This window comes from Vibrio bathopelagicus, assembly GCF_014879975.1.
In the GTDB taxonomy this organism is placed as follows: domain Bacteria; phylum Pseudomonadota; class Gammaproteobacteria; order Enterobacterales; family Vibrionaceae; genus Vibrio; species Vibrio bathopelagicus.
The window spans coordinates 1,121,869-1,136,704 of sequence record NZ_CP062500.1; the positions used below are offsets into that span (position 1 = coordinate 1,121,869).

The 14,836-nt window shown below is 44.9% G+C and carries 13 protein-coding genes; 4 read left to right on the plus strand and 9 right to left on the minus strand.

Annotation, left to right across the window (positions count from 1 at the left end):
* The first annotated feature begins 292 nt into the window (after nucleotides 1-292).
* A complete protein-coding gene (locus IHV80_RS05095) occupies nucleotides 293-790 on the plus strand; it encodes a hypothetical protein (protein ID WP_192890281.1) in 498 nt (165 codons plus the stop codon).
* 114 nt (nucleotides 791-904) lie between these two features.
* Here the strand turns inward: IHV80_RS05095 and IHV80_RS05100 are convergent, their stop codons facing one another.
* From IHV80_RS05100 to IHV80_RS05120, 5 genes are all read right to left on the minus strand, one after another.
* Nucleotides 905-3,061 carry a TonB-dependent receptor gene (locus IHV80_RS05100; protein ID WP_192890282.1) on the minus strand — a complete coding sequence of 719 codons (2,157 nt, stop codon included), beginning with the start codon at nucleotides 3,059-3,061 and terminating at the stop codon, nucleotides 905-907.
* Nucleotides 3,062-3,612: 551 nt separating this feature from the next.
* Nucleotides 3,613-4,569: a GntR family transcriptional regulator gene (locus IHV80_RS05105; protein WP_192890283.1), complete on the minus strand. Its 957-nt coding sequence runs from the start codon at nucleotides 4,567-4,569 to the stop codon at nucleotides 3,613-3,615.
* Between the two features lie 190 nt (nucleotides 4,570-4,759).
* A complete protein-coding gene (gene fhuB / locus IHV80_RS05110) occupies nucleotides 4,760-6,757 on the minus strand; it encodes a Fe(3+)-hydroxamate ABC transporter permease FhuB (RefSeq protein ID WP_192890284.1) in 1,998 nt (665 codons plus the stop codon).
* A complete protein-coding gene (locus IHV80_RS05115) occupies nucleotides 6,757-7,668 on the minus strand; it encodes an ABC transporter substrate-binding protein (protein ID WP_192890285.1) in 912 nt (303 codons plus the stop codon). The genes fhuB and IHV80_RS05115 overlap by 1 nt, the downstream gene beginning before the upstream one ends.
* Nucleotides 7,669-7,685: 17 nt before the next feature.
* Nucleotides 7,686-8,453, minus strand: a complete 768-nt coding sequence (locus IHV80_RS05120) for an ABC transporter ATP-binding protein (protein WP_192890286.1) — start codon at nucleotides 8,451-8,453, stop codon at nucleotides 7,686-7,688.
* A gap of 152 nt (nucleotides 8,454-8,605) precedes the next feature.
* Here IHV80_RS05120 and IHV80_RS05125 point away from each other — a divergent pair, with 152 nt between their 5' ends.
* Nucleotides 8,606-9,811, plus strand: a complete 1,206-nt coding sequence (locus tag IHV80_RS05125; RefSeq protein WP_192890287.1) for an MFS transporter — start codon at nucleotides 8,606-8,608, stop codon at nucleotides 9,809-9,811.
* A 2-nt stretch (nucleotides 9,812-9,813) separates the two neighbouring features.
* On the opposite strand, the gene IHV80_RS05130 is transcribed toward IHV80_RS05125, so the two are convergent.
* Both IHV80_RS05130 and IHV80_RS05135 read right to left on the minus strand, forming a co-directional pair.
* A complete protein-coding gene (locus tag IHV80_RS05130) occupies nucleotides 9,814-11,532 on the minus strand; it encodes an amidohydrolase (protein ID WP_192890288.1) in 1,719 nt (572 codons plus the stop codon).
* 125 nt (nucleotides 11,533-11,657) lie between these two features.
* Nucleotides 11,658-11,834 (minus strand): hypothetical protein, encoded by a 177-nt coding sequence (locus IHV80_RS05135; protein ID WP_192890289.1) that lies wholly within the window; start codon nucleotides 11,832-11,834, stop codon nucleotides 11,658-11,660.
* A gap of 52 nt (nucleotides 11,835-11,886) precedes the next feature.
* Between IHV80_RS05135 and IHV80_RS05140 the strand changes: the two genes are divergently transcribed.
* Nucleotides 11,887-12,849: a helix-turn-helix domain-containing protein gene (locus tag IHV80_RS05140; protein WP_192890290.1), complete on the plus strand. Its 963-nt coding sequence runs from the start codon at nucleotides 11,887-11,889 to the stop codon at nucleotides 12,847-12,849.
* 168 nt (nucleotides 12,850-13,017) lie between these two features.
* Here IHV80_RS05140 and IHV80_RS05145 read toward each other — a convergent pair whose 3' ends face one another.
* A complete protein-coding gene (locus IHV80_RS05145; RefSeq protein WP_192890291.1) occupies nucleotides 13,018-13,392 on the minus strand; it encodes a hypothetical protein in 375 nt (124 codons plus the stop codon).
* An 83-nt stretch (nucleotides 13,393-13,475) separates the two neighbouring features.
* Entirely contained in the window at nucleotides 13,476-13,781 is a 306-nt protein-coding gene (locus tag IHV80_RS05150; protein ID WP_192890292.1) for a monooxygenase, read from the minus strand.
* A 148-nt stretch (nucleotides 13,782-13,929) separates the two neighbouring features.
* Between IHV80_RS05150 and IHV80_RS05155 the strand changes: the two genes are divergently transcribed.
* Nucleotides 13,930-14,820, plus strand: a complete 891-nt coding sequence (locus IHV80_RS05155) for a LysR family transcriptional regulator (RefSeq protein WP_192890293.1) — start codon at nucleotides 13,930-13,932, stop codon at nucleotides 14,818-14,820.
* Nucleotides 14,821-14,836 lie beyond the last annotated feature (16 nt).

Consider the following 14,836-nt stretch of genomic DNA (forward strand, 5'->3'; position numbering starts at 1 on the left):
TTTTGGATATGAGTTCGTGTCGCTGATGGAGTCATCATATGGGGAGCGGTAATGGAAGAATGGCCATTTGGTGACACGTAATGACGAGATTTATCTTTTGGTGCTTTTCTATATTTTGAAAAATTGCTTTATAGAGGGAAATGAATTATTGGTGTGAGGAATGATCAATCGATAAAAACTAATAATTTCGAATGGAATGGTTGTGGTGTCACCAAATGGTAAGTTTTGCTCCGATTGGAACGCTAAGATGTATTTCAAATCGAGGCTACTTATCAAATCAGAGAGAGACAGAATGACTAAATTAGACAAAGTTTACGGGTTTAACACACCACAGCGTCTATTCGTAGGTTACACGTTAGCCGTGCTGGTGGACTTAGTAGTGCTTAATTTCTTTGATGAGTACTGGGACTTCGTCAATATTGAATCTTTTACTATTTCTTTGATTGCAGCGTTGTTGTTGCAGCTATTACTGAAGCTCTCTATTGGTTTAGAACATAAAATTGCTGAGCACTTCAAAAGCAAGCCCGGCACAGCACCGAAGGTTTATCGAGCAATCACAACTTATATTATTTTGGTGGGTTCTAAGTTTGTGATGCTAGAAGCAATTAACCTCCTGTTCGGCGAGAAGGTGAGCTTTACTGGCCCTTGGAATGGTGTAGTGGCGTTCTTCGCCGTGGTATTTACGATTTTGATTGCTGAAGTGCTGGTATCGAAAATCTACTTTGCTTTGGATGATAATAAAGAACAAATCGATAATGAATTAGAAGTGGCAAAAGAAGTAAAAGCATAATTGCTAGTTGATGATAGATCGGAGAGCTCTTAATCGACTTTCCAATAAAAAGGGTTGGTATTTTATTTATACCAACCCTTTTTGCTGTTAAGAAAACACAGTTTGTAACTGGATTTAGAACTTAACTTGGTAGTTTACCGTGTAAGTACGGCCGCGACCTTTGTAGTCGTACGCGGCTGAATCGTAATGTGACGAGTAGACGATTTGAGCGCGTTGACCCCAAATGGTGGTGTAGTCTTTATTCAGTAGGTTTTGAATACCGAAACCTAAGCTACCTACAGGAAGTTGGTAAGTCCCCACTAAATCAAACACGGTGTAGCCATTTAGCTCATTTTGGTCGTCATCTTCGTAGTCAAACATGGTTTGGCTTTGTACTTTTACAGATAGATCTGTGTCGTACCAACCAGCCCAAGCATTGGCTTTTGAAGTGCTCGCTTCTCCTGCTGTGAAGTCTTTCCAACCGTCATCGCCTTTCACTTCTGAAATCACGTAGTGGCCTGATGCACCGATTTGAATGTTCTCGTGCACCCAGTAAGAGGCCATAGCTTCTAAACCGTAAACTCGCTTCTTATCGTCGATTTCTTCGATAAGCAGTGTGTTCTTGTCGTATTTAACGGATTTATCGGATTGTGAATAGTACGCCGCGGTTTGCAGGTTAAAATCACCAGTATCGAGGCGGTAACCTAACTCAAAGCTGTTGGTTTTGATGCCAGACATTTTCGAGTCATTAACGTTGATGCTGTCGTTAAGTTTCCAGTGATCGCCCTCGAGGGTGTAGTCACCTTGTCCGTAGTATTTCGCAGGGTCAGCAAGATCAAAGCCTTGTGAGAAATTTGCCCATACTTGAGATTCGTTGGTGAGGTGGTAGATCGTACCGAGATTAAATAGACCAACGCTGTAATCGGTTTCACCGCCAGGTACTGCGTCGGCTGTAGTGCCGTTGCCCGCTGCAATTTTCTTCTGTTGGCTGTAGCCGACAAAATCATCAATCTTGTTCGACATGTATTGGTAGCGGAATCCACCTTCTACCGTCCAGTCATTCGTGATCGCATAATCAGATTGAACAAAGCCCGCGATAGAGCTGACCTTAACCCCAGCGTAACGGCCGACTTTCGCGTAAGTTTTGTTGATCAAGTTACCTGAATTGTTCGCAATAGTCGGATCATAAAGTGCTTGGTTGCTGTCTAGTTGGTCTTGATACGCATCGATACCATAAACAACATTGAATTTATTGAAGCTCTTAGCCAGCGCTGTTTTTAATGCAATAACATCGGTAATTTGCTGACCAGAAGATTGGAAATAAGGTGTGTAAGTTTGGTCTTCTTTACGGTACGAAGCTTCAGCAATCAACTGATGGCCAAGGAACTGCTCATCGACGTAAGAGGCGCTAAGCATAATACGTTCGGTGCCATGTTCACGGTCAGAATCAAAGCCTTTACGTACGTCAACAAAGTCGCGGCCGACAATGTACAGGCCGTAAGGTGAGTCTTGTTGGCTATCGTAATATTGAGCTAGGAAGTTGAGTTTCTTTGTGTCAGAAACGTTCACGCCTACCGTCGTTAGGAAGTCGACCGTCTTATTGAACTGTAGTGAGCCTTGAGAAATATCAGGGGTAACGATGTCGCCATTAGCGTCGAAAAAGCCTTGTGTTTCGGTGTAAACCACAGAGGTGCGCGCTTGAACTTTGTCGTTACCGCCTGAGATAGATTGCCCGACTTTGTAATCGAAATCTTCACCAGAATTAAAGCCAGTTGAGCCTCCAACAAAGGATTCAAACTCTAACTCTTCACCTTGCGCTTTTTTGGGTATGATGTTGATCACGCCGCCTGAAGCTCCTGCACCATAAATTGAAGTTGCACCAGACAGTACTTCGATTCGTTCAATGTTAAATGGGTCGATGGAGTCTAAGTGACGGCTGATTGGGCGAGATGATTGCAGTGATACGCCATCAATCATAACGAGCATCTTACGGCCACGCAGATTCTGACCATAGTTAGTACGAGCACCGCTGCTTACATCTAAAGAGGGAATGCTTGCCGATAGAATCTCGCCTAGTGATTTACCACCACGATATTCCTGTTCAATTTTATCGGAGTCGATGTACCAAACTGTACCCGGAATGTCACTGATCGCTTTAGGAGTCCGACTAGAGACAACCACCATTTTGTCTTCGGTTGTGTATTCTTGTGCTTGGGCTGTAAACACTGTGCTGGCTGCGACAATCGCTAGCGCAACAGTGGAAAGCTTGAAACTTCCTTTTTCGGTTTTCATTTTGTTCTCAATCTTGATCAATAGAAGGCTGCACAAAGACTCATATTTGTGCGGTGACTTTATTTTTTTATAGGTAATTAAGCGTTCATCTTTACTGGTCAGTAACAAATGACGCCTCTTAAATTAGAAAAGAGGTGAACGGTGGTCACTACTCATGGCCTTAAACATACTCATCTCGATATCTTCCAAGCTTGTATACGTTCGCATTCATGTCACTTAAGCGACGATCACTTCAAAACAAAAGTACGAAGCATTATCGTTAAGTTTATCAATTCTAAATAAGAATCATTATTATTGTGTTTTTGTTGCGAAAATACAATATGAAAGTGCAATTTTCTTTTATAGATTTTGAGTTAGTGGTTGGGCGAGGTTGTTAGTCGTAGAAGAAAAGTAGGGCTAGAGCCTTGTGCTGTATGTGTTGAAGTGGGTGTTAAGCCTATAATTTAACGGGTGTAAATCGTAGGTGTTATCGTGAGAATCAGGAAGAAAACGATGTTTTTGACGGTAGAGGGGCACGATAAAGGGCAGCCATGATTTGACTGCCCAAGTGATTAACTGTTTTTTGCCATAATGCTGTTGATTAAATTTTCTCGCTGCTCCATAGAGACATTCATTACGTCGTTGTAAGTGCGTTTCATGACGCGAATATCATTTTCCAGTAACTGAGCTAGCTTTGTTGACGCTACTTGGTTGTTTCCTTCAAGTACTAATTCAATGATCTCTAGGCGTCGCTGACACGATTTAATGACTGATGATTGGATGTGCATCGAAACCAGATCGGTCGCTTTACGAAGGCGATTATGTTGCTGCATTGTGCTCAGTAAAAAACGGTTCCCGGAACACGCTGCGAGTTGTTCATGAAATTCTGAACTGAGGCTAAAGAGTTGGTTGGCGTTGACAGATTCTGGGTTCGTAATGGCTTGCACATGGCGATCTCGGCAGCCTTCCAGATCGGAACCATCAAGTATCCATGTTGGTTCGAGTAGGCCTGCTGGCTCGAAAATGAGTCGACATCGATAGCTTTCAGTGTGCCTTTCTAATGTATTTAAAACACCATCAAGCTGCCATTTGTATCCCGGGCTACGGCGAAAAATACCATCGTTTTCTAGCAGGCGCAGCACGCTTTGCATCTCTCCACGGTTGGCACCATAACGTTGTTGCAGATCTTTTTCGGAAAACGAGCTATCCAACTCGCCAAAGAATAAATCCATGAGTACACGCAGGTATAACTGATCTTGGCGAGGTTGTTCGTCGCTGTCTTGACCTTCAATTTCAATGTCAGCGGCATCGGTTTGTAATACAGAACCTTTGTATGGAACGACCTTGGTAATCCCTTGGGCAGACAAATACGTTAGCACAGCTCGAATAGGGGTTCTCGATACTTCGAACTGTTGTGCTAGTGAAGATTCATTAAGGCTGCTGCCTGCTTTGGCATCGTCGGCTTTTAGGCGAGCTATGACCTTAAATAGTAGATCTTGTTGGAGTTTTGTAATTGTTGTTATGTCCATGAGGCTCATAAAAGTGCGTTTATTCTTGAAACCATGGTAAACACAAAAACAGACGAATACCACACATTGTGTTTCTGCAACCAAAAGACAATGCTGACAGGTTGTTGAGATAAATGGATTTGTAAGAAGATTAGAGAGAAACCCGCTTAAAGTGTTGCCTTTAAGCGGGGGAATATTTATCAGTGCGCGTTTATTTTCTCATTAGATACAAGAAGTAACCGCCACCAAGCAGTGAAGCGAGTAATCCAGCTGGGAATTGCCAAGGGAACCATAATGTACGACCAATCCAATCAGCACTCACCATGATGATCGCACCTAACAAAGCGGCTGTGAGCATCTGAGGGATAGCGCGATATTGGTGAAGGGAGCGAGCCATGTGCGGTGCCAATAACCCAATAAAGCTTAATGGGCCAATAACGATGGTGCAGAGCGTTGTTAGTGCGGCAACCAACAGAAGTAGCGCTAATCGAACCACTGTCGTGTTCATACCAAGGCTGCTTGTAGTCACTTCTCCCAGATTAATGATCTCAATCCAACGATGTAATGACAGGGCAACCGCACCTACGATGGCCACGCCAACCGCAAGTAAAATCACATCTTGATTGGCGACTAAGTAGGTTGAGCCAGAAAGCCAAGTGAGTAGGGACGTAGCATTCTCGTTACCGGAACTCATCGCAATGCGCAGCAAAGCATCGAGCCCTGCACTTAGTGCAATACCGGTTAGCAAGGTTTGAGTTGGGGCGAAATTGTGTTTTCTACCCATTAGCCAAACCAATGCCGTCACCGACGTTGCGCCTAGCGTGCCGAGCAGCATTTGCTCCTCTCGCCCAACTGCCGTGCCAAAGAGCGTGCCGAGAACAAGTGCAAGCGCTGCTCCTGAGCTGATCCCTAATACTTCAGGGCTGGCCATTGGGTTGTTTGAGATACGTTGAATAATTGTGCCAGCAAACGCCAGTCCAATCCCCGCTAATAACGCAACCAATACACGCGGTAGACGCAGATCGAATAGCGATGGGTTGAGTTCAACATTCCACCCGAACTGGTTTTTACCAAACGTAAGAGCAACAGTACAAACAACAATGAGTAAAAGTGACATGGTCGCCAACACTTTACGCGTATCGACTAATTTGTAGTGTTCAACGTGTTCGCTGCGGTTCTTTAAGTCCGATTGAAGTTTGGTTCGTTGTAACAACCCCAACAAAAAGGGCGCCCCAAGTAAGGCCGTCATCGCGCCGGTAGGGAGAAGTTCTCCGCCAGCACCAGAGAAGGGCTGAATAACCAAATCAACAATCAGTAGCATCAAACTACCCACTAAACCGCTGACTAAAATTTGTTTTATGAGATCTCTTACGCCAAGAAGCCTTGCGATTGCGGGTGCGACAATACCAACAAATCCAATTAAGCCGACTTCACTTACAACGGCTGCGGTGATGAATATGGCTAATGACAAGCACAGTAATTTGATTTGTTTGATGTTAACGCCAAGCGATGTCGCCACATTATCTCCGAACTGTAGCGCTGATAACGGACGTTGAAACACCAGCAGCAATAGAGTTGGGATAGAAACCAAAGGAATAAGAACTTGTACGCTCGACCAGTCGTTCTGATTTAGTACACCCGCACCCCATACAAAAATACTGGTGAGTTGTTGTTCATGTAGCATGAGTAACATGGTATTGAGGGAGCCAAAAAATAGGCTGACAACCATACCAGCAAGCACCATATGCAGTGGGGAAAACCCACGAGCAGAACTTAGGGCAAAGACCAAGCCTGTTGCAAGGCAGCCTCCAACAAAAGCTGGAATAAACCCAGGAATTGCGAGGTTGGTTGGAATCAATAAGATCCCTAATACCATACCGAGCTCTGCGCCAGCAGCTACGCCCAGTGTCGTTGGTGAGGCAATCGGGTTTCGCAATACGAACTGCATTACACACCCCGCGACGGCCAGTGCGAAACCGCAAATCAGTGCGACAGCGAGCCGAGGTAAATACGTTAGGTGGGTAATGAGGTGCTGATAGTTTGAAGAATCAAAATGAAAAAGCGTATCCCAAATCAACCCCAACCCTTGTGAGTACGGAGCGGTAATTTGCAGTAGTACGCTGATAAGCAAAACAGCCGTGATCGATAGCGCTGCTGCTTTGATATTGAGTCGTTCAGTGATGGTGTTTTCGAGCTTGATGGTAGCCATTATTTTTGGATAAGCAGTTCTGTAATGCGGTCACTGAACCTTTGAGCGGCAATAAGCCCACCGAAGGTCCAAATACTAGGAAGTTCGTAAACTGAGTCAGTACGCGTAAATTCCATCGCTTGCCAAAGAGGAGACTGAGTGAGTTGTTTACGTTCTTCCTCTTGAAGTGGGCCAAAGATCATGACGTTAGCTTTTTGATGTTCAGCGAGCCTTTCTGTGCCAGTGGTGCTAAAGCCCCAAAGGTTGGTCTGCTCTTGCCAATCATTTTTCAAACCCATTGCGCTGATGGTGGCTTGTGCTAATGAACCTTGGCTGTGAATTCGTAAGGTTTTGTCGTTGATAAAGCGAGCGAATATCAAGGGTTTCTCAGAGTTGCCAGCCGTACGCACTTTTTCGCCGTTTTCATTGAGTCGCTTGTTGGTCTCTGCGATCACTTGTTGAGCGCGTTGTTCTTTGTCGAACAGCTTGCCCAAAGATAAGGTGATGTTTGTTGCTGACTCAAGCGGCTGCTTTTTTTTACTGTAGATACTGTAAACCAATACCGGTGCGATTTTATTCAGTTGATGGTACGCCGCCACCATATGTTCACTGATTAAAATGACATCGGGTTTTAGCTCCGTCAGCAGTTCTAGGTTTGGTTCACGTCGAGATCCAACATCGGTCACGTTTGAATTCAGTTCGGGTTTCACAACCCACTGTTGATAACCTTTGGCATCTGCAATACCTTCTAACTCAACACCTAGGCTTAACACGGTTTCTGTTAGGGCCCAATCTAAAGCCACGACTTTTTTAGGCGTAGTATCGAAAGAGGCGGTACCCATTTCGTGCGTGATTTCTAATGCATGAGCACTCTTTAGAGCAAGGGCATTAAAAGCGAATAGTGCGCACAGCATTGTTATGAACGTTTTCACAACCGATTCCTTTTTATTTAAGGGATGTAACTGATAGGTTGCCCTGTTTCAGGGTGTTTAAAGAGAGCAAGCTCCATTCCGTAGATTTGCATCAGTGTTTCAGGCGTCATCAGCTCTTTAGGTGAGCCAGAAGCAATGACTTTTCCAGAATGAAGCGCAATCAAATGGTCACTGAATTTGGCGGCCATATTGACATCATGGAGTACCATAATGACGGTTAAGCCTAGTGATTGATTGAGGTCTCTGATCAAGGCCAGTAACTCATGTTGATGGGCAACATCTAAGGCTGAGGTCGGCTCATCCAGTAAAATGCATTGGCTTTGTTGAGCGAGCAGCATCGCAACCCAAGCTCTTTGTCTCTCACCACCAGAAAGCGTTGCGACGAATCGATCGGAGAATGCACTCAACCCTACTTTTTCAATCGCTTCGTCAACGATAGCGTAATCATCTTTGCTGTAACGCCCGAACGCGCCTTTCCACGGATAGCGACCAAAACAAACGAGTTCACGAACGGTCACACCGTCAGTGATTGGTGGATGCTGAGGGAGGTAGGCAACTTGGTGTGCAAATTCGAGGTTGCTGTACGATGAAAGCAACTGCTGGTTGAAGAAAACCTCACCTTCGGTTGGTGTATTTTGTCGGCTCAATAGTTTCATGAGCGTCGATTTACCGCATCCGTTATGACCTAGCAAAGTGGTAATTTTCTTTGGTTCAAACGTTAAGCTGGTTGGAGACAGGATTTTCTTACCGTCGATTTCGAACGAGGCATTGGTAAGTTTGTACATAATGAAATAGGGAGTTGAGTTATAGGCTACTAGCCGTTAATGTAACATAATGAAATTCAAATGATAATGATTCTCCAAATCAATCAATTTATCGTTACTTATGGTGTTGCCCATAATTGAGCCCTCCAACCTTTTCTAGCACCTTCAATATTATGTCTGTTATACAAAATAAAAAATTTCATTTGATGACCATTGGTCTTGCTGCCGCCCTAATGGGAATTGGGCAAAACGGCTTACTCGTTTCTCTGCCTTTTCTTGTGGAACAGTCAGCATTTAGCTTGCCTACGTGGTCGATTCTTATCGCAATAGGGAGTTTACTCTTTTTGCCGTCCGCGCCTTTTTGGGGAAGACAGAGCGACAAACATGGCCCGAAAAAAGTCGTCATTCAGGCATTGGTAGGCATGGCCGTTAGCTTTGCTTTTTTGTGTTTTTTTACGATGAATAGTGACCAAGAAAAGGCGCTAGTGTTTTGTTTGATAGGGTTGGTGGTGGCGCGAATTATTTATGGTTGTACGGTGTCTGGAATGGTGCCCGCGAGTCAACATTGGGCGATATTGTTGTGTGGTGAGAAAAACCGTTTACAGGCTATTACTTCGGTGAGTATTGGCTTAAGTACTGGTCGATTGATTGGCCCGATCATATCTATTCTTGCGTTAAAGTTTTCACCTTATGCGCCTCTGATTATCATGGTTTTATTACCATGCTTAGCGTTAATCGCAACGATGTTATTGCCAGCGCCAGAAATGAATACAGAGAAAGCGAGTAGCAAGCTTCCATCGCCTTGGTTGCCGAGTAGGGCACTATTGCCTTTTTTATCGAGTGGATTGTTGTTGTGTGCGGCAGTCGCGTTGTTGCAATACAGTTTCTCTCCATTGATTTATTCGATCACCCATTGGGCAACTGATCAATTAAGTAACGCGATTGGCATTCTATTAACCATAGGTGCCGCGTGTACTTTTGCTACTCAACTCTTGGTTATCAAAAAGGATAAACTGACGCCGCTTTTTATGTACCGTTGTGGCGCTTCTGCTTTGGTTGTCGGCTTTGTGATGTTCTTGATTCCCAGTATGTGGGCGTTTGCTGTGGCGATGGTAGTGACGGCTATTGGCGCAGCACTGCTTGTCCCAGCCTACACAGTATTTGCGACAGAAAAGCAAAATGAAGCTCCCGGCACAGCGGCAGGCTTCATTTCAATGTCTCATACTCTTGGCTATGGGGTGGCGTCGTTGCTGGCGTTTACCGCCACCCTCAACCCACTATACCCAATCTATTTTTGCCTGCTATTTTCCACGCTCATTTTTGCTACATCGATTTTGGTCTCGAATAAAAGCGGTACTCTAGGCGTTGAACAAGGCTAGTTTTAATCATTGAGCGTATAAACCACATCCCCACGCAATACGGTCATCAACACCTGTGTTTTGGCGATGCCTCTTGCTGATAAAGTGGTGATGTCACGGTCGAGAATGGCGAAGTCAGCTGACTTACCAACCTCAATAGAACCAGTGATGTCGTCGATGCCCAAGCTAGAAGCGGCATTAATAGTGTAAGCGTCAATGGCCGTGTAGATATCGGTTAGACCGGTTTTGCCCATGATTAAGCTATTAGCAATGCCCACCAATGGGTTGATGTCGTGCACATTCCAATCACTGCTCAATGTGATATTGGCATCGGTTTTGAGTATTGCGTCGAGGTTCATCATAGCTTTCGTGCGTCTCGCACCTAAGAAGGCCTTAGCCCATTCGTGATCGTGCTGTGCTACGTAGTCTGACCCGACCTGGAAGTCCGCCGAAACATCGAGTTGTTTAAAGCGTGGAACGTCCTCATCATTGATCAATTCAACGTGGGTTAGCGTGTATGGCTTTTGCGAACCTTGTTTACGTACGCTCTCGATGGCATCTAAAGATTCACGAACCGCACCGTCGCCAATCGCATGTATGTGGGCACTAAAGCCGATTTTGTCTAGGGCCGTTAACCACTGTTTCATCTGTGCTGGTGGAATGTAGTTCAAGCCATTAGGAGAGCTTGGTAAATAAGTATCTAAGTAAGGGGCGAGCGTTTTTGCCGTGCCATTGATAAAAATACCATCGCTGTATATTTTCACCTGATCGACCAGCAGTAGACGGCTTTTGTCGTCGGAATACATCTTCTCAAACACTTCTAATTGGGAGGGCATTGCCATTGATGGGTAGACCCAAGGGCGTAATGACACGCGAGCAGTCAAATCTTGGTTTTGCTCCGCTTCGAGCCAAACATCATACCAACCGCGTTTCCAGTACATTCGACCGTCACCTATGGTGGTAATGCCGTGTGCTGCCGCTTCTTCAAGTCCGTACATTAAGCCTTGGTAGCTTTGCTCAAACAGTTCGCTTTGGCTGTTCCACGCCATTTCCATAATTTGGTCGCCAGCATTATCCAATAAGATGCCATTGAGCTTGCCGCTGTCTTGGTCTTTTAAATAGGCGCCGCCTTGTGGATTTGGCGATTGCGGACTAATTCGGGCAATTTTTAGTGCTTTTGAGTTAACCCACATTGAGTGTGAAGTCTGCTCCATGATCACGACAGGTCGGTCGGGAAAAACACTATCGATGATCTCAAGTGGTGTGTATTCCGAATCGCTGTCGAGTGTCGACTCCAGAGAAAAGCCATAACCCATCAGCCAACCTCGACCATTGGTTTCGGCATTGACTTTACACGCTTCTAAGTAAGGGATTTGCTCTTCGAGTGTGGCTTCAGAATCCAGTTCGCAATTACCACCCAGTTCAGAGGCGGCTTCAAAAACATGGCTATGATTGTCAATGAAGCCCGGTAGCACAAAGGCATTCTCCAAGTCGATGACATCGGTATTCAGCCCTTTAAAAGTTTGCGCCTGTTCGCGGTCACCGATGAACATGATCTTGCCGTTATGGGTAACGATCGAGTCTGACTCTCGATGCCCGTATATCTCGGCATTAGTGAAGATTTGGTCAGCCGCTTGGTCTTGATTGGCTGCGTTGGCTTGTGCAAGAGCCGGTGATACTGCACTTAGACCTGTAATTAAGATGGCCAATGCAGTACGTGGCTGAGTGAGCTTGTTGTTCATTATTGTGTCTTCCATGTTCCACTGTGTAATAAGTATAGAAAGCGAGTGGTCAGTGTGAAACTCTACATGAATGACAAATAAAAACTGCGTTTAATCAACAAGCTGTCGTTTGAATGAGCTTTTAATTACGACTCTTGACTCAGGCTTTTACGCAGATCTTTTTTGTATTCGTCATAAGAGTTGTAGCCATAGAGTTTCCACGTGTTATCACCTTTAATATTGTGGCTGTAGGTGATTTCTCCGATCCACTGCTGACGTGTGGCGTGAATCATATCGCGAATTTTTAATAATAAAGTGTCCATAGTTGCTCTCCTGATTAAGTTCACCTGCAGTATATTTAGCGGAGAAAGCTGGATGAGTACCGTTAGGGCAATGTCCAATACTTTTCAGTCAAAGTGCTCATTTGAATGGTTTGATGGGTATACTTTCAGTATTAAAGGGTCATTGAGTGTCGTAATGAAAGGTTACTTAGAAAAGGTGCCGCAGCGGATTGGTGCGTCATGGCGGTATAAAAAAATAGTTGAAGGCAGCAAGAGTTATGGTTGGCATCGACACGAAGAATATGAGATAGCGATTCATCGTCACTTCTCGGGGCACAGTTTTATTGGCCACCACCAAAGTGATGTGTTTCATAACCATATGATCTTGGTTGGCCCAGACTTACCTCATGCCATTTATTCGGATGAGAGCACTGATGACTCACGTGTTTGCGAAACCCATGTGATTTGGTTTCGCAAAGATTGGGTCGAGCAGTTGATAGCTTGTTGCCGTGAGCTTGAACCGTTACGTACACTGCTAGAAGACTCAAAGAAAGGGCTGCAGTTTTCGCCCGATACCGCAGAAAAGGCGACGCAGTTGTTGAATAAGGTGAAGGCTCAACCTCCACACCAGCAGTTGCTCACCCTGTTTTCTCTGTTTGCGTTATTGCTTGATGATGAAGAGGTGGTGCAGTTGATTAATCCTATCTTTAATTCGGATGATGCAGATGAGATTAGCGATAAGCTAGACAAGGTGGGAGCCTTCTTACTGAACAATTTTAATCACGATATATCGGTTAATGATTTAGCTACCCATCTATACATCAGTGAGAGCAGCGTTAGGCGTCTGTTTCAAAAGCACTACAATGAGAGCTTCAGTCAACGGTTGAAGAAAATTAGGTTAAATGTGGCGTGTGATTTACTGCTGAATACTTCGCTGCCTGTGAATCTGATTATGGAAAAAGTAGGTTACGACAACCAAGCTAACTTTAATCGCCAGTTCAAATCTTATAAGCAGGTGACTCCGACTCAATATCGTGACGCAATGAAGCGCCTTTGATCTAGAGTATATTTAATCTCAGCTATTCAATTTGAACTTTCGTACAAGCTCCTATCGATTGCTTATGGCTGCTTTCAAGAAGGTTAGAGGTCACGCAAGAATAGCTACATTCGATTGAGAAAAGGCACCGGTGATCAACTCACTGTGCCTTTTTAGTTGGCTCTGATATTAGCCTTGTCGGCGAACCTGCAACACGCTCAGTACTGATAGAAACAGGAAGAACACAGGATCGCTCCAGCCAAAGCCAACAAAGATACCCGTAAAAGCAGCATACAGTGTGATGACCGCCCCTAGCATGTTAGTGATGACCAAACCTTGGATGAGCTTTTTAGCGCTAATGCCTGATTCAATATCTCGTAATAACCAAGTTATCGCTGCGATACCGCCAAGAAAGATACTGGTGTGCTGAGAGAGAAAATACGCGTACTTATCAGTGACCTCTACACCGTACATTGGCCACATGACTGTTGGTAAGAAAAACAGTGCGAGGGCAAACCCTGCGTATATGATGCCGTGTAGGCTTAAAAACGTTTTATTGCTCATTAGTATTCTCTCTATCTCGCGTCTTTCACTATGTTGCATTCATTGCACGATGACTATTTTCCACTCAGGAATATACAGCTGAATTAGCCGTTGATTGGGCCTTTGTTAATGGTAGTTAACGGCTGGTTTACGTCAAAAATCACGCCGCGAACTTCATCCACGCCCATTGCTTTTAAGCGTGCAGCATGCATTGTTAGGTAAGTTTCTGCGCTGAGTTGGTCTTCAAAAAGGTAGACACCACCACCCAGTTTTTCGGCTTGGTTTTCTGTCCAGATTTTCCAGATCATGCCTGGTTCATTGTTGATAGATTTTGCTAGGTCAACCAGTGCGTTCGACATCTCTTCACCAAATGGGCCGTTAAATTCAAAGTCGACTTGTAGTAGTTTCATGGTGTTTCTCCGTTTAACAAATTCCGCTAAAAAAATAGGTGTTTAAGACAAACAAGCCATTCTCGTTTGTTGTTGAAATTCATATTACCTGTAAAAAACAGACAGAAAAGTTCATAATATTGCCATTAACTGTCAGGATTTTAGACCAATGAGATTAAAGACTACCCTCGACCAATGGCAAACACTCTATGAGATAGACCGTGCTGGTAGTATACAGGCGGCGGCATTGCAACTGAATAAGAGCCATACCACGCTGATCTATGCGTTGAGAAAACTGGAAGATCAATTGGGCGTGTCTTTGGTTCAAGTTGAAGGACGCAGGGCGGTATTGTCGGAAGACGGCAAAGCCTTATTGCGCAGGGCGAGCAGCATGCTGGAACAGGCGCGAGAACTTGAGCTGATCAGTGAACAGTTAGCAAAGGGAGTCGAATCTGAAATCGTGGTTGCGGTTGATCATTTGTGCTGCCTTGAGCGCCTTTATAAGCCGATGGCTGCGTTTATGGCAGAGAACAACAGTACGTCGATACAAGTGGTTGAAACATCACTGTCGAAGACGACGGAAATGGTGACTCAAGAACGTGCCGATGTTGCCATCATTAATCTGCCAATTACCAACCACTCGGCCGAAGCCTTTGGGTTCACTATGATGGAACCTGTTGTCGCAAGTTCGCACCCTCTGGCTAACGCGTCATCCATATCGCTCAGTCAGTTGTCGTCGCTACCACAAATTGTGGTGAGAGATTTAGGTTCGGTTGAAAAGCTGGGAGAGAAGAAGGATGTGGGCTGGTTGAAGTCGAGCCAGCGTATTACGGTCGATAATTTCGACCATGCCTTTGGTGCGGTAGAGCAGGGCGTGGGATATTGCAGGCTGCCAAAGCATATTGTGGATAGCCGAGGAAGTGACAAGCTCACCGTGTTAAATGTGGAAAATGGCAGTGGCTATCACGTACCGCTGCATCTGACTCTGCCGAAAGGCGTGAAGACAGGTCCCGCTGCAAAACGTTTCTATGAGTTATTGCTTGCGTCTGTTTCTCATTAGCTTGGGAGCTCGTGTT

Coding starts and splice junctions, on each gene's coding strand:
- IHV80_RS05095 (WP_192890281.1), top strand. CDS start 293: ATGACTAAATTAGACAAAGTTTACGGGTTTAACACACCACAGCGTCTA.
- IHV80_RS05100 (WP_192890282.1), bottom strand. CDS start 3,061: ATGAAAACCGAAAAAGGAAGTTTCAAGCTTTCCACTGTTGCGCTAGCG.
- IHV80_RS05105 (WP_192890283.1), bottom strand. CDS start 4,569: ATGGACATAACAACAATTACAAAACTCCAACAAGATCTACTATTTAAG.
- fhuB (WP_192890284.1), bottom strand. CDS start 6,757: ATGGCTACCATCAAGCTCGAAAACACCATCACTGAACGACTCAATATC.
- IHV80_RS05120 (WP_192890286.1), bottom strand. CDS start 8,453: ATGTACAAACTTACCAATGCCTCGTTCGAAATCGACGGTAAGAAAATC.
- IHV80_RS05125 (WP_192890287.1), top strand. CDS start 8,606: ATGTCTGTTATACAAAATAAAAAATTTCATTTGATGACCATTGGTCTT.
- IHV80_RS05130 (WP_192890288.1), bottom strand. CDS start 11,532: ATGAACAACAAGCTCACTCAGCCACGTACTGCATTGGCCATCTTAATT.
- IHV80_RS05135 (WP_192890289.1), bottom strand. CDS start 11,834: ATGGACACTTTATTATTAAAAATTCGCGATATGATTCACGCCACACGT.
- IHV80_RS05140 (WP_192890290.1), top strand. CDS start 11,887: ATGAGTACCGTTAGGGCAATGTCCAATACTTTTCAGTCAAAGTGCTCA.
- IHV80_RS05145 (WP_192890291.1), bottom strand. CDS start 13,392: ATGAGCAATAAAACGTTTTTAAGCCTACACGGCATCATATACGCAGGG.
- IHV80_RS05150 (WP_192890292.1), bottom strand. CDS start 13,781: ATGAAACTACTACAAGTCGACTTTGAATTTAACGGCCCATTTGGTGAA.
- IHV80_RS05155 (WP_192890293.1), top strand. CDS start 13,930: ATGAGATTAAAGACTACCCTCGACCAATGGCAAACACTCTATGAGATA.